The 22,106-nt window shown below is 50.5% G+C and carries 18 protein-coding genes and 1 pseudogene; 14 read left to right on the top strand and 5 right to left on the bottom strand.

The window, feature by feature from the left end; all coding sequences use genetic code 11:
- The first annotated feature begins 130 nt into the window (after positions 1 to 130).
- Complete coding sequence (prpD, locus tag ATG98_RS20345) at positions 131 to 1,615, top strand: 2-methylcitrate dehydratase (protein WP_098424230.1); 1,485 nt, start codon at positions 131 to 133, stop codon at positions 1,613 to 1,615.
- 7 nt (positions 1,616 to 1,622) lie between these two features.
- Here the strand turns inward: prpD and ATG98_RS20340 are convergent, their stop codons facing one another.
- Complete coding sequence (locus tag ATG98_RS20340; protein WP_098424229.1) at positions 1,623 to 2,669, bottom strand: ExeA family protein; 1,047 nt, start codon at positions 2,667 to 2,669, stop codon at positions 1,623 to 1,625.
- A gap of 18 nt (positions 2,670 to 2,687) precedes the next feature.
- Positions 2,688 to 3,656 carry an XrtA system polysaccharide deacetylase gene (locus ATG98_RS20335; RefSeq protein ID WP_098424228.1) on the bottom strand — a complete coding sequence of 323 codons (969 nt, stop codon included), beginning with the start codon at positions 3,654 to 3,656 and terminating at the stop codon, positions 2,688 to 2,690.
- A gap of 200 nt (positions 3,657 to 3,856) precedes the next feature.
- Between ATG98_RS20335 and ATG98_RS20330 the strand changes: the two genes are divergently transcribed.
- From ATG98_RS20330 to ATG98_RS20300, 7 genes are read left to right on the top strand one after another with little or no spacing between them, the layout of a single operon-like run.
- Complete coding sequence (locus ATG98_RS20330) at positions 3,857 to 5,266, top strand: TIGR03013 family XrtA/PEP-CTERM system glycosyltransferase (protein WP_098424227.1); 1,410 nt, start codon at positions 3,857 to 3,859, stop codon at positions 5,264 to 5,266.
- A 43-nt stretch (positions 5,267 to 5,309) separates the two neighbouring features.
- Positions 5,310 to 5,948, top strand: a complete 639-nt coding sequence (locus ATG98_RS20325; RefSeq protein ID WP_098424226.1) for an XrtA/PEP-CTERM system exopolysaccharide export protein — start codon at positions 5,310 to 5,312, stop codon at positions 5,946 to 5,948.
- Entirely contained in the window at positions 5,948 to 7,549 is a 1,602-nt protein-coding gene (locus ATG98_RS20320) for an XrtA system polysaccharide chain length determinant (RefSeq protein ID WP_098424225.1), read from the top strand. Before ATG98_RS20325 ends, ATG98_RS20320 begins: the two co-directional genes overlap by 1 nt.
- Positions 7,549 to 8,424, top strand: a complete 876-nt coding sequence (locus ATG98_RS20315; protein ID WP_098424224.1) for a polysaccharide biosynthesis protein — start codon at positions 7,549 to 7,551, stop codon at positions 8,422 to 8,424. The genes ATG98_RS20320 and ATG98_RS20315 overlap by 1 nt, the downstream gene beginning before the upstream one ends.
- Before the next feature lie 4 nt (positions 8,425 to 8,428).
- Positions 8,429 to 9,787, top strand: coding sequence for a hypothetical protein (locus ATG98_RS20310; RefSeq protein WP_098424223.1), 1,359 nt, complete (start codon positions 8,429 to 8,431; stop codon positions 9,785 to 9,787).
- A complete protein-coding gene (locus ATG98_RS20305; RefSeq protein WP_098424222.1) occupies positions 9,787 to 11,103 on the top strand; it encodes a FemAB family XrtA/PEP-CTERM system-associated protein in 1,317 nt (438 codons plus the stop codon). Before ATG98_RS20310 ends, ATG98_RS20305 begins: the two co-directional genes overlap by 1 nt.
- 1 nt (position 11,104) lies before the next feature.
- Positions 11,105 to 12,106 carry a GNAT family N-acetyltransferase gene (locus tag ATG98_RS20300; protein ID WP_098424221.1) on the top strand — a complete coding sequence of 334 codons (1,002 nt, stop codon included), beginning with the start codon at positions 11,105 to 11,107 and terminating at the stop codon, positions 12,104 to 12,106.
- A 21-nt stretch (positions 12,107 to 12,127) separates the two neighbouring features.
- Here ATG98_RS20300 and ATG98_RS20295 read toward each other — a convergent pair whose 3' ends face one another.
- Together ATG98_RS20295 and ATG98_RS20290 are read right to left on the bottom strand one after the other, a co-directional pair.
- Positions 12,128 to 13,147 carry a polysaccharide deacetylase family protein gene (locus ATG98_RS20295; protein ID WP_098424220.1) on the bottom strand — a complete coding sequence of 340 codons (1,020 nt, stop codon included), beginning with the start codon at positions 13,145 to 13,147 and terminating at the stop codon, positions 12,128 to 12,130.
- Complete coding sequence (locus ATG98_RS20290; protein ID WP_098424219.1) at positions 13,147 to 14,325, bottom strand: ATP-grasp domain-containing protein; 1,179 nt, start codon at positions 14,323 to 14,325, stop codon at positions 13,147 to 13,149. The genes ATG98_RS20295 and ATG98_RS20290 overlap by 1 nt, the downstream gene beginning before the upstream one ends.
- Positions 14,326 to 14,441: 116 nt before the next feature.
- On the opposite strand from ATG98_RS20290, the gene ATG98_RS20285 reads away from it, so the two are divergent.
- The 4 genes and pseudogenes from ATG98_RS20285 (at position 14,442) to ATG98_RS22630 (ending at position 18,508) form a co-directional block, all read left to right on the top strand.
- Positions 14,442 to 15,557, top strand: coding sequence for a glycosyltransferase family 4 protein (locus ATG98_RS20285; RefSeq protein WP_098424218.1), 1,116 nt, complete (start codon positions 14,442 to 14,444; stop codon positions 15,555 to 15,557).
- A 17-nt stretch (positions 15,558 to 15,574) separates the two neighbouring features.
- Entirely contained in the window at positions 15,575 to 16,108 is a 534-nt protein-coding gene (locus ATG98_RS20280; RefSeq protein ID WP_179888233.1) for a low molecular weight phosphatase family protein, read from the top strand.
- Positions 16,109 to 17,422: an O-antigen ligase family protein gene (locus ATG98_RS20275; RefSeq protein ID WP_098424216.1), complete on the top strand. Its 1,314-nt coding sequence runs from the start codon at positions 16,109 to 16,111 to the stop codon at positions 17,420 to 17,422.
- A gap of 465 nt (positions 17,423 to 17,887) precedes the next feature.
- Positions 17,888 to 18,508: pseudogene (locus ATG98_RS22630) on the top strand (FkbM family methyltransferase).
- Between the two features lie 278 nt (positions 18,509 to 18,786).
- Here ATG98_RS22630 and ATG98_RS20260 read toward each other — a convergent pair.
- Positions 18,787 to 19,626 carry a hypothetical protein gene (locus ATG98_RS20260; RefSeq protein WP_098424213.1) on the bottom strand — a complete coding sequence of 280 codons (840 nt, stop codon included), beginning with the start codon at positions 19,624 to 19,626 and terminating at the stop codon, positions 18,787 to 18,789.
- A gap of 446 nt (positions 19,627 to 20,072) precedes the next feature.
- Here ATG98_RS20260 and ATG98_RS20255 point away from each other — a divergent pair, with 446 nt between their 5' ends.
- Positions 20,073 to 21,083: a hypothetical protein gene (locus ATG98_RS20255; protein ID WP_098424212.1), complete on the top strand. Its 1,011-nt coding sequence runs from the start codon at positions 20,073 to 20,075 to the stop codon at positions 21,081 to 21,083.
- Between the two features lie 364 nt (positions 21,084 to 21,447).
- Positions 21,448 to 22,101, top strand: coding sequence for a PEP-CTERM sorting domain-containing protein (locus tag ATG98_RS20250; protein ID WP_098424211.1), 654 nt, complete (start codon positions 21,448 to 21,450; stop codon positions 22,099 to 22,101).
- Positions 22,102 to 22,106: the final 5 nt, after the last annotated feature.

Below are 22,106 nucleotides of genomic sequence, written 5' to 3'. Positions count from 1 at the left end.
AAATCAGATGATTGTAGATGAAAGTATGGTAGACGAAAGTATGTGATATCAATTAACTACATGACAAGATTTACGGCATATAATAGCGTGCGCTATTTAAAACCCAATGAGTCAATCAGGAGAACAACCCATGTCTGCCACATTCGACCTGAACGAACGCCCGGATTACGATGACATCCTGCAAACCATCGCCGATTACGTTCTGACCTACCAAATTAACAGCGAGGAAGCGTGGACCACCGCCCGCCACTGCCTGATGGATACTCTGGGTTGCGGTCTGCTGGCCTTAAGATTTCCGGAATGCACCAAGCATTTAGGTCCAATAGTAGAAGGCACAATTGTACCCAATGGCGCACGGGTTCCCGGCACATCGTTTCGGACGGACCCGGTCAAAGCCGCTTGGGACATTGGTTGCATTGTGCGCTGGCTGGATTACAACGACACCTGGCTGGCGGCAGAGTGGGGCCACCCTTCTGATAACCTGGGTGGCATACTGGCGGTCGCGGATCATCTGTCGCAAAAGCGCGTGGCCGAGGGCAAATCACCGATTGCCATGAAAGCCGTACTGGAAGCCATGATCATGGCCCACGAAATTCAGGGCGTACTGGCGCTGGAAAACTCGTTCAATCGCGTAGGGCTAGATCACGTTCTGTTAGTGAAAGTCGCTTCAACGGCGGTGGTGGCTCGCCTGATGGGCGCAAGCCGTGATCAGTTGCTGTCAGCGTTGTCTCACGCCTGGGTAGACGGCCAATCGCTACGCACCTACCGCCACGCCCCCAACGCCGGCTCACGCAAGTCCTGGGCCGCAGGGGATGCAACCTCCAGAGCCGTTCGCCTGGCCGACATCGCCATGCGCGGCGAAATGGGCATACCTGGCGCATTAACAGCACCCCAGTGGGGCTTTAACGACGTACTGTTCAGCAAAACCAACAAAGACCAGAAAATCAAACCTGCGGATCAATGTCAGCTTTCTTTACCACAGGCATTTGGTTCTTACGTGATGGAAAACATCCTGTTCAAAGTGTCTTTTCCTGCAGAATTCCACGCCCAAACCGCTGCAGAAGCCGCTGTTACACTTCACCCGCAAGTGAAAGACCGCCTGCAAGATATTGATAAAATAGTACTTACCACCCACGAGTCCGCTATTCGCATTATTTCCAAAGTGGGCAGCTTGGCCAACGCCGCAGACCGCGACCACTGCCTGCAATACATGACGGCGGTACCACTGATATTTGGTGACCTCACAGCCGAGCAGTATGAAGACAGCTTTCACAGCGCCAACCCAATGATTGATCAGCTGCGAAACAAAATGGAAGTGGTCGAAAAGGAGGCTTACACAGCGGATTACCTGGACCCAAGCAAGCGCTCTATTGCCAACGCGGTACAGATTTTCTTTAACGATGGCTCAAGCACAGAAAACGTGGTCGTCGAGTATCCAATAGGCCACCGTCGCCGTCGCGAAGCAGCTATTCCGTTGCTTAAACAGAAGTTCCAGCAAAACCTTTCAACCCGCTTCCCACCGGGCCAGTGCCAGCGAATCTCCGAGGCGTTACAGAGCCAGGCAGAACTCGAAGGTATGGCTGTTCACGAATTTACGGCCTTGTTTGTTATCTAAACAGGCATCATTTCTTCCAGAAGGGCGTGAGTGGCTTCACATTGTCAGCGGAACCAGCGGGTTCTTTTTGTGAGGAGGTCACTTCTGGTGACGTATTCGCCAAGCGCCCATCAATGCTCTCAAGAGCGCTGGCAATTCGGTGCAGGGTTTTTGCCATATCACCAAAGCCCTCGGGGGCCGGCGAACTAGCCTGTGCAGGCGCAGCGCCTATTTTATGGCTAGCAGGCTCTGGTAATTTTGCCTTTGGCACGTCTTCTTCCCCCAGCAAATCTTTGCGGATACTTTTTAAATCGTGGGGGTCTATAAACGGTCGGTCTTCGGCGTAAGCACACATCATCATGCCGTCGCAAAGCTTGTTAATCAGGCGCGGAATACCATGGCTTAGCTCATGAATTTCCTGAACGGTGTCTTTATCAAACAGCTTGTTGCCACCATGTCCTGAAACAAGCAGCCGGTAATCGATGTACTCGGTCGTTTCAGTTGGCGTAAGCCCTTCCAGGTGGAAAAACAGCTTCACCCGTTGCGACAGTTGGGGAATAGCGGTCACGGCTTGCTTAAGCTCAGGCTGGCCCAGCAAAATTACCCGCATGGATGGCCCGCCCATACTTTCCATACCGGCCAGCATGCGCACGTCTTCCAGGTTTTCCCGGGTCAGGTTCTGGGCTTCGTCAATGGTCAACACCACCGGCGTGCCTTCGGCGGCCATCTTCTCCAGGTATTCGGTAATCTGAAACAGCATACCAACCTTGCTGTCGTCTTCGGCCGTCAATCCCGCCTTACGCAGAATCAGGCTGAACAGATCTTTGGATTCCAGGTTGGTGTAGGCCACGTTTAACAGCTTCAGGTCGCCATCCATATTGCGGATGGTTTTCTTCAGCAGAGTGGTTTTGCCAGAGCCGATTTCGCCGCTGATCACCACAAAGCCTTCTGAACTCCAAATAGCCGACGACATATACACATAAGCCCGCGAGTGTTGCTGGCTCATATAAATAAAATCGTCTTCCGGAGTAATCCGAAACGGGTGCCTGTGCAGGCCGAAAAATTCTAAATACATGGGCAATCCCTGTCAGTTTCAGGCCAGTCCGACCATCTGTTGCGTGGTCAGCCGTGTACTCACGTGAGCGCTCTCGGGCTTATAGGCGTTATAGCTTTGTGACACTGTACCAAAGCGGAAGTCTTGCATCAGCCTTTCCAGGCGATGCTCGCACTTATCCAGGTTGGTGTAGTGGCGGAAGCGGGAAAACCAGCTGGCGTCATTGTAGCGCGGCTGGTCTGGGTCTATCTCCCAGGGGTGCAAATAAAACATCTGCGGCCGGCTGCCGTCACCAGAAGCATTATTAAACAAATAGCGAAAAACAGGGTAGGGGAACTGACGAAAGTAGCCCCCGCCTGCAGCCGGTATAGACAGCCCGCCAATTTTGGCCGTGGTCAGCGGGAATTCCCGCAATAAATGACCTTTTTCAGTTTCAATGGTATAAGGCTCACGGGGCGAACCCGGAATGCCGTAATTATCATGACGCACCGGGAAAATACTGGAATCCCAGGTAAACCCGCATTCCGCCAGAATATCCAGTGCCCACAACGATTTATGGGTAATCGAATAGCTGGCCGCGCGATAACCGCTAACCTCGGCGCCAATAATGTCTTCCAGCAAAGCTTTCGAACGCTGGGTTTCCTCGCGGAACACATCTGGCGTCTGGCTGTAAATCAGTTGATGGCTATAGCCGTGGGACGCTACTTCATGACCCCCAGCGGCAATTTTACGCACCAATTGAGGATACTTCTCGGCCACCCAACCCAATATGAAAAACGTTGCCTTCACATTGTTGCGTTCAAACAGCGCCAGTAGGCGCTCGGTATTGCGTTCAACACGGCTGGGCAGGCTGCCCCACCGATCAGGGCGGATCACCTTTGCCAAAGCAGCCACATGAAAGTAGTCTTCCACGTCAATGCTCATGGCGTGTAGCGTTTTCCCACTGTTTTTTGTGTCGCCTAATGCGGTAGCGGGAGCGCTGGATTCACTATTTTGCCAATCTGACATGGGCGCGGGCATCCTTTTTGCAAGTATTTTGCAATTCTCACCTACTGCAGGTTCAAAAACAATTGCCGTACCCGTAAAATCCCGACCTTGCCGAAGAAACAGTAAATGCTTCTTACATAAAGATACAAACGGCTTAACATTGATCAGATAACGGCGTTGATCCAGGTCGCTCCAGTTGTCATACAGCAAGGAAGTTTGGTGTGTCATATATTCGATTTCGGAAACAGTTTTTACACATCCCGTATCTGTTGCTTGGCACGCTGGAATTCTGTCTTCTGTTTGTTGTTTACCGCCTGCTCGCATCGAGCGTTCATTTCCCTATTTCCTTACCGCCGGAGCTGGCCTCTGGAGCACTAGCTGCGCTGGTTTTTTCTTTAATGCTAAGCGCTGGCACTCTATCTATGGGCGGCTATTCATCCCTTGCCTTTGAAAACGTCACGTCCCTGTTTTTCCGTACGCTGGTGGCTTACTGCTTCGTAGGTGGCCTTGGGCTCACCCTTGTCTATTTATTCGCACCTGCGCTAGACCCGGGCAGCTCTGCGCTATTTTACGCTGTGGCCCTGTCCTTGTTAATTGTTATTCTATGCCGACTGGTTTTCTTAAGAGTGGTGGGTTCAGAGCAACTGGTGCGTAGGGTAGTGGTGTTTGGCGCAGGCCCTTTCGCGGCTAACCTAATGCAAGAGTACGATCAAAACATGCGCGCCATGGGCGTTCGCATTGTTGGCTGTATCGCAGACAATCCGGACCAGGCCGCAGTAAAAAAAGATCACCTACTGCCAACCCCCGTCGATTTTTACGAGTTTTGCCGCCACAACAAAGTGTCCGAAATTGTTATCGCGCCACAAGAACGGCGCCAGGCGCAGGGCGGCTGGTTGCCAATAACCGAGCTGGTGGAATGCAAGCTGCGCGGCATCAGCGTTACCAATGGCGTTGATTTTTACGAACGCGAACTAAAAAAAGCCAAGCTCGATATGGTGCACCCATCCTGGATACTGTTTTCAGACGGCTTTAGCGCATCCCGCAGCCGCGACCTCACAAAGCGCCTATTAGACTTAATGCTTAGTATCTCGCTGCTGGCAATCATGTCGCCGTTCATTATACTTACTGCGCTTGCAGTATTTCTAGAGACTGGCTGCCCGGTGCTTTATAGTCAGCAACGAATTGGCCTGTTTGGTAAAGAGTTTCGCATTTATAAGTTTCGCAGCATGCGCCAGGATGCGGAAAAAGACGGCAAGGCCCGCTGGGCGTCGGCCAATGACAATCGCATCACCCGCGTGGGTGCCTTTATACGTAATACCCGGTTGGATGAACTGCCGCAAATTTATAACGTGATCAAAGGCGAAATGAGTTTTGTCGGGCCGCGTCCGGAAAGGCCGGAATTTGTCTCGGAACTGAAAGAAAAAATACCGCTTTACGACACGCGGCATTACGTTAAACCTGGCTTAATGGGCTGGGCCCAACTTAAATACCCATACGGCGCCTCGGTAGAGGACGCCAAAGGCAAACTGGAATACGACCTTTATTACTCGAAAAATCACAGCCTACTAATGGATATACTCATTATGATTCAAACAGTAGAAGTGGTGCTTCTGGGTAAAGGCGTGCGATAGCAGCAAAAGCAATAACGAAAAAAACAGGGATCGGGAGAAAATTATGGGCAGGTTGAAAGCGATTGCAGCGGTATCTACGGCGTTTTTTGCATTGGTGTTAGCGGGTTGCTCCGGCTTGCCATCGTCCGCAGAAATGCCACCTTCTTCCGAAATGGAAACGGAAGCTTACGAAATTGGCGTGGGCGACACCATTACGGTTCACGTATGGCGTAACCCGGAACTCAACCAGAGCATCGTGGTGCGTCCGGACGGCTTTATCTCAATGCCGCTGATGGGCGACGTCGAAGCCGATGGCAAACGCCCGGAACAGCTGGCCGCCGAAGTAGGCACCGCTTTGAGCGAGTACATTCGCACTCCGGAAGTGTCCGTTATGGTCACCTCGCCGGCCAGTAAAGAATTCCGTAACCGCCTTCGTATTACCGGTCAGGTAGCCTCACCCCAGTCAGTTGCTTTTCAGCCAGGTATGACAGTGTTAGACCTGGTGTTGATGGCTGGCGGCGTTACCGACTTTGCCGCTGACGGCCGCGCCGTATTGCATCGCCAGGTAGATGGTGAATATAAAAGCTACGGCCTGGATTTGGGTGCCATCTTTACCGAAGGCGATATGAAAACCAACCACACATTGCAAGCCGGTGATGTTATTAGCGTGCCCCGCAAGCAGTTGTTCCGGGGCGAACTCTGATGGATCTGCAGTTCATCATCGACATCCTGCGTGCGGTAAAGCTTGAGCTTTACCGCCACAGGCTGGCGGCAGCTATTGTCTTTATGCTGGTAACAACCGGCATCTTAACAATGGGTTATGCTGTACCCAAAAGTTATACCTCTCAGGCGCTCCTGTATGCAGATCAGTCCAATATTCTTAAGCCGCTGCTGAAGGGCAAAGCTGAGATAAGTCAGGTCGACCGGATCAACGAAGCCAGAGAAATGATGCAAAGCCGGTCATTTCTGGAGCAGGTTGCCTTTGATACCGAGATCATCAAAAGCGGCGAAACGGATGCAGTTCGTAACCAAAAAATCAAGAGTCTGCGCGGTCAGGTGGGGATACGGGAGTCAAACCAGAATTTCCTTGAGCTTTCCTACACCAGCGAAAGCCCGGACCGGTCCTTCCGCGTTCTTAGCGCCGTACTGACCCGTTTTGTCGAGCGCACCGAGCGTAAAAGGCGCTCGGAAAGCCAGGGCGCGTTCGATTTCATCGACTCCCAGGTAAAAACCTATCAGGGCCAGCTGGAAAAAGCGGAAGAACGGCTAAAAGATTTCAAAAGCGCTAATCAAGACGGCAACGAAAACAGTGCCCTGGCGCGCATCGAAAGTCTACGCCGCGAAATTGAAAACCTGAAGCTGGAAATTCAGCAAACGAACAACGAAGTTCGGTTGACCCGCTCCCAGCTATCACAGGAGCAACCGGTACGTCGTATTACCTTAGATCCGGGCAAATCCGGCGCCGAGCGCCGTCTGGCCTCGTTGCGAACGGAATTAGATACACTAATGCTGCGTTATCACGAACGCCATCCAGACGTGGTCAGCGCCAAATCTCAGATTGCAGATTTGGAGGGTCAGGTTTCCGGACAAAGCGAGTCATCCCGGGAAGGTGCGGTGACCGAAGTCATGGAAAACCCGGTTTACGAGAATCTGAAACTTCAGCTCGCCGAAAGCACCACCCGCCTGGCCGTCCAAACGAACCGCCTGACATCCCTGGAGCGGCTTCTTGAAGAGGCTTTTGAACGCTCACAGAGGGTTGCTGAAAATTCGGCACAATTCTCTGAGCTGACCCGTGATTACGACGTCACCCGTGGCGTTTACGAAGACATGCTTCAGAGTCGGGAAAAAGCCCGGCTGTCGATGACCCTGGACGTCCAGGGCGAGGGTATAAGCTACAAGATCCAGGAGCCGGCCTCTTACCCCACACAGTGGGATGGCGTTCAGCTTTATCAGGTTGGCCTTGCCAGCCCGTTTCTCGGTAGCGCCACGGTGCTGGGTTTGTTGGTTTTGCTGGTGATGCTTGACCAGCGGGTAAGATCGCCCCGCGCGCTACAAATGGCCCTACCGGAATCCATTCCAGTGCTAACCACCATTCCCCATTATCGCAGCACATGGAAAGACCGCATGCTGCGTAAGGACGTGCTCGCGATCCTGTTTGTACTGGCAGTGTTCATGACAGCTTATCTCTTCGTTCTGGTTTTCAAAGTACTGGGTATGACCCCGGAAGAACTGGTCAATAAAGCGGGCGAATTAACCGAGCTAGGGCTTGAGTTTGTGCGTAGCTTTGGAGGAGAAAGCAATTGATGGACGACAACAAACTCTACAATGCGCTCCTGAAGAGCCAGGATGATCGCCGGCGGCTCGAACACGACCGCGGAGAAGCAAAGCCCGAAGAGAGTTTCCGCAAAGAGCGCCCTTACGCCGGCTCGGAGCGCGACAAGCCTACCGGCACTCGTTTGCAGGCAGAGGGTAGTGAGCAGCCTCCAACGGTTTACGATTCGTCGGTATCTCTTGGTTTGATTGGTAATCCAAGCCCTTGGCGCCGTGAACAGCTACGGGAGCGGAAAATAATCTATTCCGGCATGCCGGACAAAGAAGTGATGGATGCCTATCGCGAACTGCGTATTCAGCTCCGTAATCGCGCCGGGGAAGGCAATTTCACGGTGATGTTCAGCAACCTCGGTAGCGCTTCCGGCGGACTTTTGACGGCGTTTAACCTTGCTGTTGCCTTTGCTCTGGATTCGCATACCTCGGCGCTGCTCGTGGATTGCGATCCATACAGCCGCGAGCTGGCTGGCCTGGTTTCCTGCCCGATGGGCGCCGGTGTTACGGATTTTGTAGCCGATCGTTCAATGACGATCGAATCAATTCTTTATCCCAGTGGTGTCGAGCGCCTGTCTGTTATACCGGCGGGGACTCAGGCATCTTCGGCGGTTGAGTTGTTTTCGTCTGTGCGTATGCGGGAGTTGGTTGCTGAGCTCAAGGCCCGTTATCCGGACCGTTGCATCGTGTTGAACGCGCCGCCGTTTAAGGAAAACACGGAAGCGCGGATTATTGAACGTTTTGCAGACCAGATAATCTTCGGTGTTCCCTTCGGGGAGGTGACCGGAGAATTCATTGCAGATTCGGTGGCGGCACTAGGGTCTGATAAATTCTCCGGCCTGATTTTCCAGGAGTAGCCCTATGGAACCCAAAGCAGGGAACGCAAGCACAGTCAGCCTCAGCGGTGTTTATGTCGGTGCCTTCTGTTTGGCCTGGTCTTGTGCGGCAACCGCTCAAGGCCTTAGTGATAATGTCAGTAGGCTCTCTGGCTCGGCCTCGGTGTTTACCGGCGTTACGCACACCCGAACGGATCGTGGAGCGTCAACCGATACCAACACAGAGCCCGGTGTTGGTGTGTCAGGGCGGATAGGCGGCACGCTTGAAAGCGGTGCCAATGCGCTTGCGTTGCAATACGGCGGAACTCTTGAAACCAATCAGGACACGGTCGGCGGCGGTCAAGCGGGGAACACGTCTATTACCGGCGCCTCCCGCTATACGTACTTTGATCCCGGCAGTCGCGTCGATTTTAACCTCGGCCACACCATAAGCTCTGTACGCAATAACACAGGTTTCGAGGTAAACCCCGCCGGCTACGACACCCAAAACACCTTAAGTGCAGGCGCAGGGGTGCGCTTTAATCCGGGAGCACTAACAACGCTGCGGTTTTTCGGCCAGGCCGGGCAAAGCTTTGGCGATAACTCTCTGGAAGATCAGGAATCCTACACCGCCGGCAGTGAACTTTCACGAAGGCTGAGCGAGCGTTCCACGGGCGGCCTCAACGCCAGCCGAAGCTGGTCTGACGAGCGCGGTACAGACATTACCATTGATTCAGCGCAGCTGGTTTACAGCCTGCAGATGGAGAGTGGGTACCTCAGGGTAGGTGCAGGTGGCAGTCAGGCTGAAACGCAACTTGCCGGCGGCACCACCAGCGAAAGCGACGCGGTAACCGGTTTTGCCGAGCGCGCCTGGGTAGCACCCAATTGGCGTACATCGTTGAAATACGATCGTAGCCTGTCAGACAGCGCCACAGACCTTTCCCTGAACTTGCCACCTGAATTTTCTTTTCTGCCAGACACCGTTCGCTTGCGAGATCTGGTGGTAAAAGATTCGTTGTTGCTCTCCCATAACAATCAACAGTTGTGTAATGCCTGCGACCTTGGCGTTTATGTGGAAGGCGCCATACTTGAATCGCAGATTTCCAATACAACAACCCATGAATACCGCACGGGCGTAAATCTGGGCTTTCAGCTAACGTCACTTCAGCGGCTTAACTTTGGCTACAGCTGGCAAGGCGATGCAGATGAAGGCGCCACGAACATCGTTGACCAGATTCATCGCTTTAACACCAGTTGGACGCGACGGATTGCCGAAAATACAACGTTTGGCGTTGAGTTTTATCAGTCATATTTACGCTCAAAGTCCCTCAGAAACGATCAGGATCAGTTTGAGCTGCGAATGGTATTGAGCCACGGGTTTTCGTTGACCGGAGCCAGGCGTTAGTGGCAGCTACATCGCCACCCAAACAGCAACTAGACGATTTGAAAGCCCTCAAGGGAAGCCTGAGCCGCCAAATTGGCGAGGCAAAGAAAGCCGGAGAGGATTCAGACGCGCTGATCCTCCGGTTAAAAGCTGTGTCGGATGAGGTTAAAGCTCTACAAAAAACCCAGAAGAACAAGCTGAACAAGGTCGAAGACACATCGGTGTCATCGGGATCGACGTTTCTGGACCTTGCCCCTGCGCTTGCCAGCCCAATCCGGAATCTTTCGTCCAAACCGGTTCACCATATAGTGGCGGCTGTTCGTGGCGCAGAAGCGGAAGCCGCCTGGGATCAGTTTGTTAAAAATCATCCGGCAGCAACACCCTACCATTTTATCAACATCCGCCGTTTTATTGAGCAGACATACGGACACACCACCCATTATTGCTACGCATTATCAGCGGATGGGGAAATACTGGGCGTTCTGCCTCTCGTTCAGCTCAGCAGCAAACTGTTTGGGAATTTTGTGGTCTCTGTACCTTATTTTAATTACGGGGGTTTGTTGGCCAACAGCCAGGAAACCGCTGTCAGGCTGGTTGCTGCCGCGAACGAGTGGCGACAAAGTATAGGTGCCAGCCACATCGAGTTGCGTCATCTTCAGGATAGCGAGCTTGAACTGCAACAAAGGCGCGATAAAGTCACCTTCCTGCTGCCCTTGCCGACGGCCCCGGAATTGCTCTGGCAGAGCTTCCGCCCCAAGCTTCGCGCCCAGATACGCCGGGCCGAGCGGGAAGAGCCGGAATTAACGATTGGCGGTTCAGAGTTGCTTGACGAGTTCTATGACGTATTCGCCAGTAACATGAGAGACCTCGGTACCCCCGTCTATGGCAAAGACTTTTTCGGAAATCTGCTCCAGCATCTGGGCGAATCAGCCCGGCTCGTGGTCGTGAAAGTGAATGGAAAGCCTGCGGGCTGTGCATTTTTGATGGGTTATGCGGAGCAAATGGAGATCCCCTGGGCATCTACGCTGCGGGAGTTCAACACCACCGGCATCAACATGTTTATGTACTGGAAAGTGCTAGAATTTGCCATATCCCAAGGCTACAAGATGTTTGATTTCGGCCGTTGCAGTAAAGATGCGGGCACCTACAAGTTCAAACAGCAATGGGGCGCCCAGCCCATTCCCATGCATTGGGATTATTGCTTGCCCCCCGGGAAAAGCCTGCCGGAACTGAACCCGAACAATCCGAAATTCAAACTGCTGATAGCGGTATGGCAGCGTTTGCCAGTATGGCTTACACGGCTTATCGGCCCACACATTGTGAAGAGCCTGCCCTGATATGAGCCTCTTTCAAACCGACGCATGGCAAAGTGCCTGGTGGGATACCTGGGGGGTGGAAAGCGGGTTGGAACTGGTAACAGGCTGGGGTAATGGCAGGACTGGCATCTACACGTCAACATACCGCATAAAAGGCTTTCTACCGGTGCGCTCTATTGAGTTCGTGGGTAGCAGTTACCGAAAAATTCGGTCTACCCGAACGGAATACAACACTTTCTCAACAGCCAGTGATACCCCGGCAGACGCAATTGGCCAGTTAAAAAAGCTGCTGGACACGCGTCCCTGGGCAGAAGCCATTTTCAATGATCTGCGTGCAGATTCAGACAAGACAGCTGAACTACTCGCATTAGCTCGCAATAAACAGTGGCTGGTACGGGTTGCGGCCGCGGATACCGCCTGGAAGATTCGCACAGATCGGTCTTTTAACGACTACCTGAAAGACCTTGGGCGGAATACGCGGCTTCGCCTTCATAACCGCCGTGGGGTATTGGAATCCCTGGGCGGAATTTCTCACGAGAACCTGTATGAGACGAGCCGCAACCCCAGTGAATTTTTTGCACACCTGAATGATTTCCACCAGCGCCGCTGGGGAAAACCGGTCTACAACCACAAGGCTCTGGCTTTTAACACCGCTTTTCTAGACAGAGTTATCAGCGAGGGCGGCGAGCCCCAGTTTCTGGCATTGAGAAGTGGCGGTAAACTGATATCTGTGCTTTATAACGTGAAATATCAGGGGTGTGTCTATAACCTTCAAAGTGGCTTTGAAGAGAACTTTCACCCCAAGCTCGCCATTGGCACCTTGCACCTCGGTTACGCTATTGAGAGGGCTTTTCAGGAGGAGGGCACGCAGACCTTCGATATGCTCGCTGGTTCTGGTAAAAACGAAAACTACAAACAACGCCTAGCAACCGAGAGTGAGCCGCTGATCTCGCTGATGTTAGTCAAACACCCTGTTTTGAAACTGCTGTACCGCCTGAAGGACCGAAAGAGAGACGCGCATTAACTTTTACCTATCGCAGAATGCCTATCGGCGCGACATCCGCTCCTTGGCGTACTCCAGCCAGCTACAATACTGCTTGAAGTGAGCCATATCGTCCGGAAAACTGAACCGCTTCAGGGCATAAAGATTGTTATTTGCCTCTTTGAGACGAACATATCCAGGGTCTGCTGACAGCGCCCCAATTAAACCCGCCTGTTTCACGATTTCCTGTTCTCTGACTCCGAAATCAATACCCTCCCGGCCGCTTGGGTAACAGAAAACCGGGACGGGGTTGGCCATATTGGTCTGCAAAGCGTTCCAGCTGCCAATTATTTCCTTCTTTGCCTCTTCATCGCTGACCTGAGCCAGAATCGGGTGGCGTTGCGTGTGTGGCCCAAATTCAATGAAGCGCGACTCAAGGCTGCGGGCCTGCTCCCAGCTTATCGGCTGATACTCGTCGGGTGCTGCCTTTGGAAGATCAACCTCAAGGCGCTTAGAGAAGCTTTCGATGGCCGCCTCGGCGACCTCATTAGGCACGCGTTTATGGTGGTTTCTCAGGGTTCTTACCAGATTCCGTTTATCCTCGGAGTTTGCGAACGCCACATAGGTGGCGCCATTGCCGAGGTCAAGTTCCAGGCTTTGGTGGCGCGTGTGTTTGAACGCATATTCGAGTTTGTAATCCCACGACCAGTAACGGTGGTCCTGCATGTCTGTGGCCAAAAACAGCGTAACCGGCGCCTGGTAGCTTTCGAATACCGGTAGCGCGGTTTTAGCCTGGTCATAAAAACCATCATCAAGGGTAAATGCAACCGCTTTCGGAGGCAGTGCATCACCGCTAATAAGGGCTTCTACAACCTGGCGCACAGATACCACGGTATAGTCATTTCGTTTGAGGTAGGTGAGGGCGGCTTCAAGGTGAGCCTGTGAGTGACCCTTTATCCCCCGGGACTCATCGGCGAACCGATGTAACAAAAAGACCGGCACTACGTTCTTTCTGAGAGGTTGCAACACTTTGCAAACCGGCCCGCTCGTTAAAAGGCTGATCGCAGCTTTGGATAGCATCATTATTTAACCAGCGCCCTTATGTACTGCTTGAATTCGAGCCAGGCCGGCATCAGGTCGTTCAAACGATTAACTTCGTGCTTTTGATGACGAAGCCTGATGGATAGAAAACTCATTAATTTTATAAACTTTTTCATCCAAGGCTGCCGCCCTTTTAAAGTCAGGTACAGACTGTCAACATCACCCAGCAGCCAGCGCAACCGCTGATCAATGCGGTAATTATCCGTACGGGCGACCGGGTGCCCCAGTTGTGCTCTTGCCAGCATCAGGGGGAAATCCACGCCGGAATCTACTGCCAGTTGCAGAGACCCCCAGAAGCGCGTGTTGACCTCCATAAGATAGGCCTTGCCTTCCGGGGTGATTCGAAACTCGACCATTGCCACCCCATGCCAGTTGACGGCGCCCAGCAGCTTCTGTGCGCTTGCCTTAAGTTCTTGATCTACCAGCACACTCCGGCTAAGAACGCTAACGCCACCCTCGGGCGGCTTTTCCCGGAGACGCTCGTGGGCGAAGAACTGGACCGGCTGCCCGTTGTCATAAAGGCAGAAAATCCCGCCGCCGTGACCAGGAATAAATGACTGTAGCATAAAAGGGGTTGTTCTGAGATACGGGGAACGTTCTAAAGCCTGCTGTAATGCGGTTTCATCGTGAATGACTTTCACGTAGGTGTGTATCCAGTCATTGCCCGTAAAAATGCGCGACAATGCAGGTTTAAGCACGCAAGGGTAGCTGACTGAAACCCCCTCCAGTTCAGCCGCATTTTTGAACATTCGGCTATCAGGAACGGGAATTTTCAGGCTAATCGCAAGCTCCACCAGGGAAATCTTGTCAGATAGCGCCATCACCGTTGCATAGGGCGCAAACGGAAGTTCGATTTCCGGCAGTTCATCCTTGCAAGACAGCAGCAACTGGCTGGTTACTTCGGTGGTAGGCATCACCAGATCGAAATGTTGGCGGCCAGTAAGGTCTTTCATCCAGGCTACAAATTCCCGGGGCTGTTGACCCGGGTCAGGGTGCTGCAAGTAAGCCTTGCTGTAGCGAGAAGCGCCTGCAAGGCCCTGTGCCGTGGCGTCAGCTGTAGTAATCAGGAACTGACCAGATTTGCCCAAGGAGCGAGTAACGGCTAGAGCACTGCGCTGGTTGGCATCCAGAACCAGCACGCTGGGCAGATTAGAATCCATTCACTACCTCTCGGAAATACAAGTTAACAAGTCTAACAAATCCGTGTAGAAACAGCAGTGGCCCCACGTAATGTCGTAGGTTAACATAGAACGAATACAGAGAGCGGATCAATGGAATGGCCAAACGTGGAATAACCCCCACCGTACTGCATGTAATCGACACGACGGGCCCGGGTGGGGCAGAAACGGTGTTCCTGGCACTCGCTGAGGGCTGCATTAAACAGGGCTACCGGAGCGTAGCGTTGATTCGTGGGCCGGGCTGGGTGGAGCAACAGCTTAAAATGTGCGCTATCCCTTATTACATCCGTGACTGCAAGGGCTCACTGAACCTCAGGTTTCTTTTAGAGATGTTTTCCATTATCCGCAAGGAAAAAGTGACGCACATTCAGTCCCACCTACTCGGTTCCAACGTTTACACATCCATTTTGGGGCTCTTTACTAGGCTTCCCGTCACCGCTACTTTTCACGGTCATGTAGACATTTCGCCGAACGAACGATTTCGCAACGCAAAGCTGGCCGTTATAAAAATGGGCGCCAAACATGTGGTGTCTGTGACGGAAGACCTGAAAAACACGATTAACCTCACCACTAGCTCCTACTTCCTGCTTCATCCCATAGTTATCCCTAACGGTATCGATTTGAACGAATTGGAAAAACTGCCCGTTCATGCACTGGGAAAGTCCGACAAGCCGCTGATTCTTGGCTGCCTGGGTAATGTAAGGCCCGCAAAAAACTATCCCCTGGCCATTGAGTTTGTCCGGCTTTTGAAGAGCAAGGGTATCAACGTCAGGCTTCGGATCGCCGGTGACGATACTAAAAGCGGTGCCATCGAGCTTAAACAGAAGGTCAAAGCGTTTGGGTTAGAAGATAACGTCGAGTTCTTGGGCTTTATCGATGACGTACCGGGTTTCTTCGGATCCATTGATGTGTTTCTAATGACGTCCTCGTCAGAAGGGCACCCACTGGCGTTGACCCAGGCCTTGGCAGCGGCCAAGCCAATTCTCTCCACTCGCAATGGTGTAGAGCGTGTGGTGCCGGAGTACCTGCTGTGTCTAGCCGAAGAACACACTGCAGCTTCGCTGTTTAAAGCGCTGGAAACACTTCTGCAGAGCATTCAGAGCACTGAAGGGTCAGAGCGCTTGGTTGAAGGAAGAAAGTACGTAAAGGAAAACTACAGCGAGGATGTAATGCGCCAGCGGTACACCAATCTCTATGAAATCGGGGCAGCGTAATGTTCCGTGAATACATCATGAACAAATTCGGCAGTAAAAAGGGTCTGCTGCGTTATTTACGGGACGAGCTCTCCTGCCGAATTGGACTTTTCCGGCATTACACTCGATGGGAAACGCCGCCCGAACGGTTGGTATTCGTCTGCCAGGGAAACATCTGCCGAAGCGCGCTTGCTGAATGGGTTTTCAAAAGCCATTCGGACATAGAAGCTATATCATTGGGCCTGAACACGCACACCGGCAAAGGTGCGAACCCCCGGCTGCTAAAAATTGCGTATGAAACGAAAAATATAGACCTTTCATCCCATACAACCACGAGCGTAGAAGATTACGTACCCAGGGCCGGCGACGTTTTCGTGTGTATGGAAGCGAGCCACATCAAGTCAATTGAAAGCCTTGGGTATAGCGGGCCTTTCCTGCTTCTGGGATCTTTCGGAAAAAAGAAGACGTTCCGCATCAACGATCCTTATTCCGCTAACGACACCTTCATGGGAAAAACCATTGATGACATCGTTTACCACACTGTTGAATTGGCAAAAAGCCTAAAGAGGTAAGTGGTGTTCTCTGTAATCAAAGATGACGTAAAAGCATTCCGGCAGGGTTTGAAAGGCCAGGACCTGATTTTCTACCTTGGGCTCGCCTTTATCGTGCTTTATTACCTGCGCCCCCAGGTCATCATCTCCGGGCTTGATTTCATTCCCTGGCTCCAGATTACTATCCTGTTTGGTTTTCTGGCCATGATGGGTAAGAACAGGCTCCAATTCACCGGCACTCATTTTCTGGTTTTCCTGTTCGCAACTCTGGCCGTACTTTCGGCCATGAACTCGCTTTACCCGGACATTTCGTCCAGGAGCATTACCACGCCCTTTATATTTGCCCTTGAAGTGTTATTCCTGTCGAACTGTGTAAAAAACGTCAAACAGCTACAACTGCTGCTGATTGTTTTCTTCCTGTGTATTTTCAAGATGTCGTTCTTTGGCGCACGTACCTGGGTTAGCCGTGGTTTTGGCTTTGCGGCCTGGGGTATACAGGGCCCAGCCGGATTTTTTCAGAACAGCGGCGAGTTCAGCTTGCTGATGGCGATATGTGCGGTTATGTCGATTCCGCTAATTCTATATATGAAACCAAAAACAAAACTGTACTGGTTGTTCCCATTAACAGCGGTTATGACGGTTATGGCCGCAAGCTCCAGGGGAGGGCAGCTTGCATTGCTCGTAGGTCTCATATATTTGTTATTGGCGTACAAGAAGATTCGCTTGAAAAACCTGGTGTATGTCACTGTTTTTGTGTCGGTCGCCTGGGCGCTTTTTCCGGCAGAACAGAAAGCCCGCTTCGAAACAGCAGGTTCGGACCAGACCTCAACGACGCGGCTGGATTACTGGGAGGCCGGAATTGATATGGCTAAGGAGTACCCATTGCTAGGTGTGGGGTTCAAGGCGTTTCCAGAGCATTATCATAGGCATTACAAGGTAATGGATGGAAGTTTCCTTTCGAACAGAAAAGAGGTCGCCCACAATTCAATGATCGAGGTGGTTTCCACCCTTGGGATACCTGCTCTAATTTTGTATCTTTGGTTTCATTTTTCGGTATTTTCCATCGGGTCTCTGTTAAAGAAGCACAAAGAACCAGAGCCGGAACTCGTATTCTTCGAGAGCTTCAGGGTATCCTTGAATGGAGCCATACTGACTTATTTTATAGGTGCGATTTTTATGTCCATCACGTTTTACCCCTACATCTATTTTTTGTTAGGTCTGGCGATAATTAAAGTGCGGCTATTCAAGGAAAATGAAAGAGAAATTGAAGTGCACAAGGGGATGTCTGGAGCGAAAGTTGTACGGTCTCCAGCTTCAAGTGCAACACCTAGTTAACGAATCCCAGTTGAGGCGGCGTGGGTTTGTTTGAGAAGTTCATAAATATATCCAGCGGCGCCTTGAGGCCGAGTAACTTTCGGGGCCGGGTGTGTTGAGCTAGAAGGCTATGATATTCAAATTGTCCTGGCTAAAAGCGGACAAGTCTATTTCATTGATCATGTATTAGTGCAAAATCCTATTGTTATTTTGGTTGATGGCTAGGGAACATGTGGATTGACGCGGCAGATTCCTATGTCGGTTCTCTGGGTAACCGGTAATTCCGGCGTTACGCTTCAGTTCGCGTCTTTAATCGTACTTAAACTGTCCAGTTACTTGACAGTATGCGGTTATAGATGAGGTTGACATGCAGAGCTGCCATGGTAATTTCTAATTTTAAAAGATTAAAATGGATTCAATAGGGAGCTTTACGTGGAAATATTGAAAGCGATTGCTGCTCGTCTACCGAAGTTTATTCAGTATTAGATGAAACGTATATATTTTGCGCGCCAAATTATGAGTTCTTCCTTTTATACTGACGAGCCTGAGTATGGAAAGCTGCCGGAATTGTTGAAAGAAGGCGACTGGGTTATTGATGTTGGGGCAAACGTGGGGCACTACACGAAACGATTCTCAGAGCTTGTAGGGAAGAGCGGTCGTGTAATGGCATTTGAGCCGGTGCCGGTAACTTTTTCACTTCTTGCGGCGAATACCCGTATTTTCTAGCATTCTAACGTCGCACTTTTCAATGCCGCTGTTTCTGATAAAATTGATGTTATGGGAATCGAAGTTCCAGCCTTCGAATCGGGTCTGGATAACTATTACCAAGCCCATCTTGTTCCCGGGTTAGCTTCCGGTATCTCTGTGATGACGATAGTTTTAGACGACTTCAAATTTAATAGAAGGATCAAATGTATCAAAATCGATGCGGAAGGGCATGAAAATCATGTTTTAGCCGGTATGTACAAATTGATCGAAAGAGATCATCCAATTCTAATAATTGAGACGGAGTTAGAAAAACTTATTGATACGATAAAGAAAAGAGGGTGTGGGTCAGAGAGGTTGACGAATTCGCCTAATGTCCTTTTTATTCCAGAATCTGATTAAGGTGCGTGCCTTTGTGCTTTTTTTTTAATCGTATCTTCTTTTAGAGAGCATCTGAACGCCGGAGGCGACCCAAGAGTTGTTCAGAGGTTTCTTAATCAACTTTTAAGTTTTTGACTCAAATTAGGTCTGAAAAATAATCTGTGGCTGAATTGATGGCCCGAAAGAGTGAGCTTTTGTAAGCCTGGATTCATAGAATAAGTGCAACACCGCTCAGCGATATTTGGAATAGATATCGTATTTTGGTTGGTGCCCTCTAAAATTGTATCTCGGATTAAAGCTTATTGGATCTCCAAGGTATTAATTTTAGCTGGAGGGTTAGAAATAGGGCTTGGGATCAATGCTGTGCCTTGAGCATCAAAACCGGCGGGAGTCTCGGTGGTTAGGGTTATATTGTCAACATACATTGATTGGGTCTTGGGCGATCCACCGTTCCAATATGTAAAAAGCAGAGCCCGATCAGAATAATCTGTGTCGGTTTTTAGTGTTTTTCTGTTCGTTATGTGCTGTAAGAGAGTTCCATTTTTCCAAATGTATACTTCTGCTTTTCCGCCTAAGTCACGAGGCACATCATCAAACGTTACTCTCATCTGGTAGCTTTCCCATTGCCCTAAGACGATTAGATCCTCCGGATTGCCAACGTTACGCCATTGGGCAGCGCCTTCATAAATCCATTTGAAAGCATTAGGGTTATCGTGTCTGTCAATATAAAAATCGACATAACCATGATTGCTGCCGCTAGAAGACTTGGTATGTATGCGGAGGAACTTCAATCGGTTTCCTTCGCTATATGAATAGTGATCAAAGCCAACCGGGAAATAGGTATAAACTTGATACCAGATTGTGTCTCCGCTTCCTATTTTTTCGGGGAACATAAATTCCCCGCCCCAGCGGCCATAGCCTGTGCTACCTTTTTCTATCGTTAGTTTGGCGGCATTACCACTGGCTGTCTGTTCATTGGTGTAAATGCTGTTACCGCCAGCTCCAGAGAAACCGTCCCCACCACGGTCTGCTTTGGTGCCCAGTTCACCTGAGTCGAAGTCAGCGGATATAGTCCAAGCCAGCGTTGGACCGGTAAGCGACGTGAGGAGTAAACCGAAGGAAATTGATTTGAGATTCATAAAGGCTCCAAGAAGGCTTCATTAAACTTACCACCAAGTGTAAACCGTGAGGGTGACTGGTTCTAGTGGAGTTAGGTAGAAACGAGAGCTACTCCTCGCATAGTTACTGATGCTAACATAACAGAGAACTAATGGCCGAAGTCCCTGCCAGAAAGTTACATGGAAACCTCTGTATCGCCTCAGCCTATTGACTGGGAGCGACCATTGTGTCGATTGGATTTCACGCTCGCATCACGAAATTTGAAGAGTCAGAAGAGTTAAGTTGCAGGCTCAGTAGCCCGAATAGAAGTCCATTGGCACACTGGCTCAAAAAATTATAAACTAGTGGAGGAGCGGCGCACCACAGTCAAATTTTAGTATTTTTTGCTAAACAAGCAGAAATTGCCAAGCGATGTTTCTTGGGGATTAGAATTTTTTGTGCTTGATGTGAAGATAAGGGCCAGTCAATGAAGAAGGGAAGTGATTTATCTCGCTCAATCTGGATAACGTGGGAACGCCAAACCAGAAACCGCTCCGCGAGCAAATATTTAGGGGTGCCTCTCTGGGAGATAACCCACGGGCAGAGTTCTGCTCTTGTGCGTTACGTAGTGAGCAGCTACACAACCTTCAAGCTGATTATGCGCCGCAAGCCCCACTATGTATTCGCTCAGAATCCTTCCGTGGTTCTTAGCGTACTTGTGCTGGCGTGTTCGAAACTTCTTCGTTTCAGCCTGATCGTTGATGCTCATAATACCGGGATACATTATGAAGGGAGATTTAACAGGCTAGTTAATTTACTTAACCGAATAATAATTAGAAATTCGAATTTTATTATTGTAACAAATGAACATATGGCGAACGTTGTCAGTTCTAAAGGTGGTAAGCCGTTAATATTGCCTGATCCACTACCTGTTCTGCCAGCTTCTAAATCAGCAAGTGTTAACGGTTTCATTCGATCTAAAACAGACAAAAAACTAACTGCGTTTTGCATCACGTCTTGGGGCGAGGATGAACCCATTGAGGCCCTGATGGCCGCGGCTGAAATGTTTACGAATTCGATAAATTTTTATTTTACAGGAAATTATCGGAAAGCGATTTTTAAAATTTCGGCAGAGGCTTTACCCGAAAATGTGCATTTGTTGGGCTTCGTCGACGAAGAAGTTTACTTTTCACTTTTGTCAGAATGCAATTTTACTATTGATCTTACGACGCGAGCGGACTGTCTGGTTTGCGGGGCATATGAAAGTGTTTCTGCCGGTAAGCCGGTTTTGCTTTCAGATACTAAGCCTCAGAGGGCGTATTTTTATAAAGGCGCGGTTTTCTGCAGTACTACCTGTGGGGGGATTCAAAGCGGTTTGAATGAGATGTTAAAGGATCTTGATCAGAACCAAGAATCGATTAAGCTCCTTAAAGCTGAAATTCTGGAGCGAGAAGAGCTTAGGCGAGACGGTTTCATTTGCTCTATTACAGGCCCTTAGCGATAACACTTTGCGCTTTTTTTTGAACAGCTGTTTGTAAATGCAAATAAATCGCGCATTGTGCGATCGCGCTGCCGAGCGATATCGAAGAAGAGGTTGCGGCCATAAGCTCCGCCTCTTGCATGCGCCGTGCGACTCGCGGTTCTCTGATCGAAACTGCAAAAGCTAACGGCTTAGGACTTTTTTTATAACTCGCATGTGCTGACGGGTATTTGAGAAGCAGGCACCCTCGGGAAACGCTTCAAAAGCGTCGGTTTTTTTAACAGGCGTGATATCTTTATTGTTCTAAGTGACTGATACAAAAATGGTGGCACGAAACTTGCTTTAAATATTGTCTCATGCTTTAAGTTAGGTGTTAGCCATTATGCGCGTCATTATCTTCACTCTTCTACTAGTTAGTAGCGCAGCTTGCTGGGCGACGCCGGTTACCTATTATTTCCATGGTGTTACTAACGATATCCAGACGACCATAGGCCGCCACGATGCCTTGGTGCCTCTTGTAAGGGATGATGGAATAGTGGTCACAAATGGCGATAGCGTCATGAATGGTGAAATCGTATTTGACCCACAGGCTTGGCGAGAGGGTGCAGGAGGGTCTGGATGGGGTGAGGTACTGTCTTGGAAATATGCTACTCAAGGACTCGACTATTGGGGGCCAGGCTCTGACCCCCCCTTTTATTACCTCCGATTTTACCATAACCGGTTCAGCTACCTCGACGAAGTGCCTGGAGGGGGTTATCGCGGTCCAGATGTGGTCAGCCTAAGTTTCAATTTTGATGCAACACCCTTCGTAAGTGGTCCTGCCCATTTTCCAGTTGAAAGTTTCATAGGTGGTTCCTTCGGTGCTGTGAACGATGATATGTGGGTCAATGACGATTATACTGTGTATAGCATACAAGGGGTGATCACGAAAATGTGGACCAGGCAAGACGCGGTGCCCGAACCCTCTTCGCTTCTATTGCTTACAGGAGGGCTGCTTATGCTTGTTGGCTGCCGGCGACTCAAAACAGTTAAGTAGCTGTG

The organism is Marinobacter sp. LV10R520-4 (genome assembly GCF_002563815.1).
Taxonomy (GTDB): domain Bacteria; phylum Pseudomonadota; class Gammaproteobacteria; order Pseudomonadales; family Oleiphilaceae; genus Marinobacter.
This window is presented reverse-complemented; position numbering and strand designations above follow the sequence as displayed.

What these genes read in the sequence shown, in the direction of transcription:
- ATG98_RS20320 (WP_098424225.1), top strand. Translation starts at nt 5,948, where the DNA reads ATGGATCTGCAGTTCATCATCGACATCCTGCGTGCGGTAAAGCTTGAG.
- ATG98_RS20310 (WP_098424223.1), top strand. Translation starts at nt 8,429, where the DNA reads ATGGAACCCAAAGCAGGGAACGCAAGCACAGTCAGCCTCAGCGGTGTT.
- ATG98_RS20280 (WP_179888233.1), top strand. Translation starts at nt 15,575, where the DNA reads ATGAACAAATTCGGCAGTAAAAAGGGTCTGCTGCGTTATTTACGGGAC.
- ATG98_RS20290 (WP_098424219.1), bottom strand. Translation starts at nt 14,325, where the DNA reads ATGGATTCTAATCTGCCCAGCGTGCTGGTTCTGGATGCCAACCAGCGC.
- ATG98_RS20260 (WP_098424213.1), bottom strand. Translation starts at nt 19,626, where the DNA reads ATGAATCTCAAATCAATTTCCTTCGGTTTACTCCTCACGTCGCTTACC.
- ATG98_RS20300 (WP_098424221.1), top strand. Translation starts at nt 11,105, where the DNA reads ATGAGCCTCTTTCAAACCGACGCATGGCAAAGTGCCTGGTGGGATACC.
- ATG98_RS20325 (WP_098424226.1), top strand. Translation starts at nt 5,310, where the DNA reads ATGGGCAGGTTGAAAGCGATTGCAGCGGTATCTACGGCGTTTTTTGCA.
- prpD (WP_098424230.1), top strand. Translation starts at nt 131, where the DNA reads ATGTCTGCCACATTCGACCTGAACGAACGCCCGGATTACGATGACATC.
- ATG98_RS20295 (WP_098424220.1), bottom strand. Translation starts at nt 13,147, where the DNA reads ATGATGCTATCCAAAGCTGCGATCAGCCTTTTAACGAGCGGGCCGGTT.
- ATG98_RS20340 (WP_098424229.1), bottom strand. Translation starts at nt 2,669, where the DNA reads ATGTATTTAGAATTTTTCGGCCTGCACAGGCACCCGTTTCGGATTACT.
- ATG98_RS20285 (WP_098424218.1), top strand. Translation starts at nt 14,442, where the DNA reads ATGGCCAAACGTGGAATAACCCCCACCGTACTGCATGTAATCGACACG.
- ATG98_RS20335 (WP_098424228.1), bottom strand. Translation starts at nt 3,656, where the DNA reads ATGTCAGATTGGCAAAATAGTGAATCCAGCGCTCCCGCTACCGCATTA.
- ATG98_RS20315 (WP_098424224.1), top strand. Translation starts at nt 7,549, where the DNA reads ATGGACGACAACAAACTCTACAATGCGCTCCTGAAGAGCCAGGATGAT.
- ATG98_RS20250 (WP_098424211.1), top strand. Translation starts at nt 21,448, where the DNA reads ATGCGCGTCATTATCTTCACTCTTCTACTAGTTAGTAGCGCAGCTTGC.
- ATG98_RS20255 (WP_098424212.1), top strand. Translation starts at nt 20,073, where the DNA reads ATGAAGAAGGGAAGTGATTTATCTCGCTCAATCTGGATAACGTGGGAA.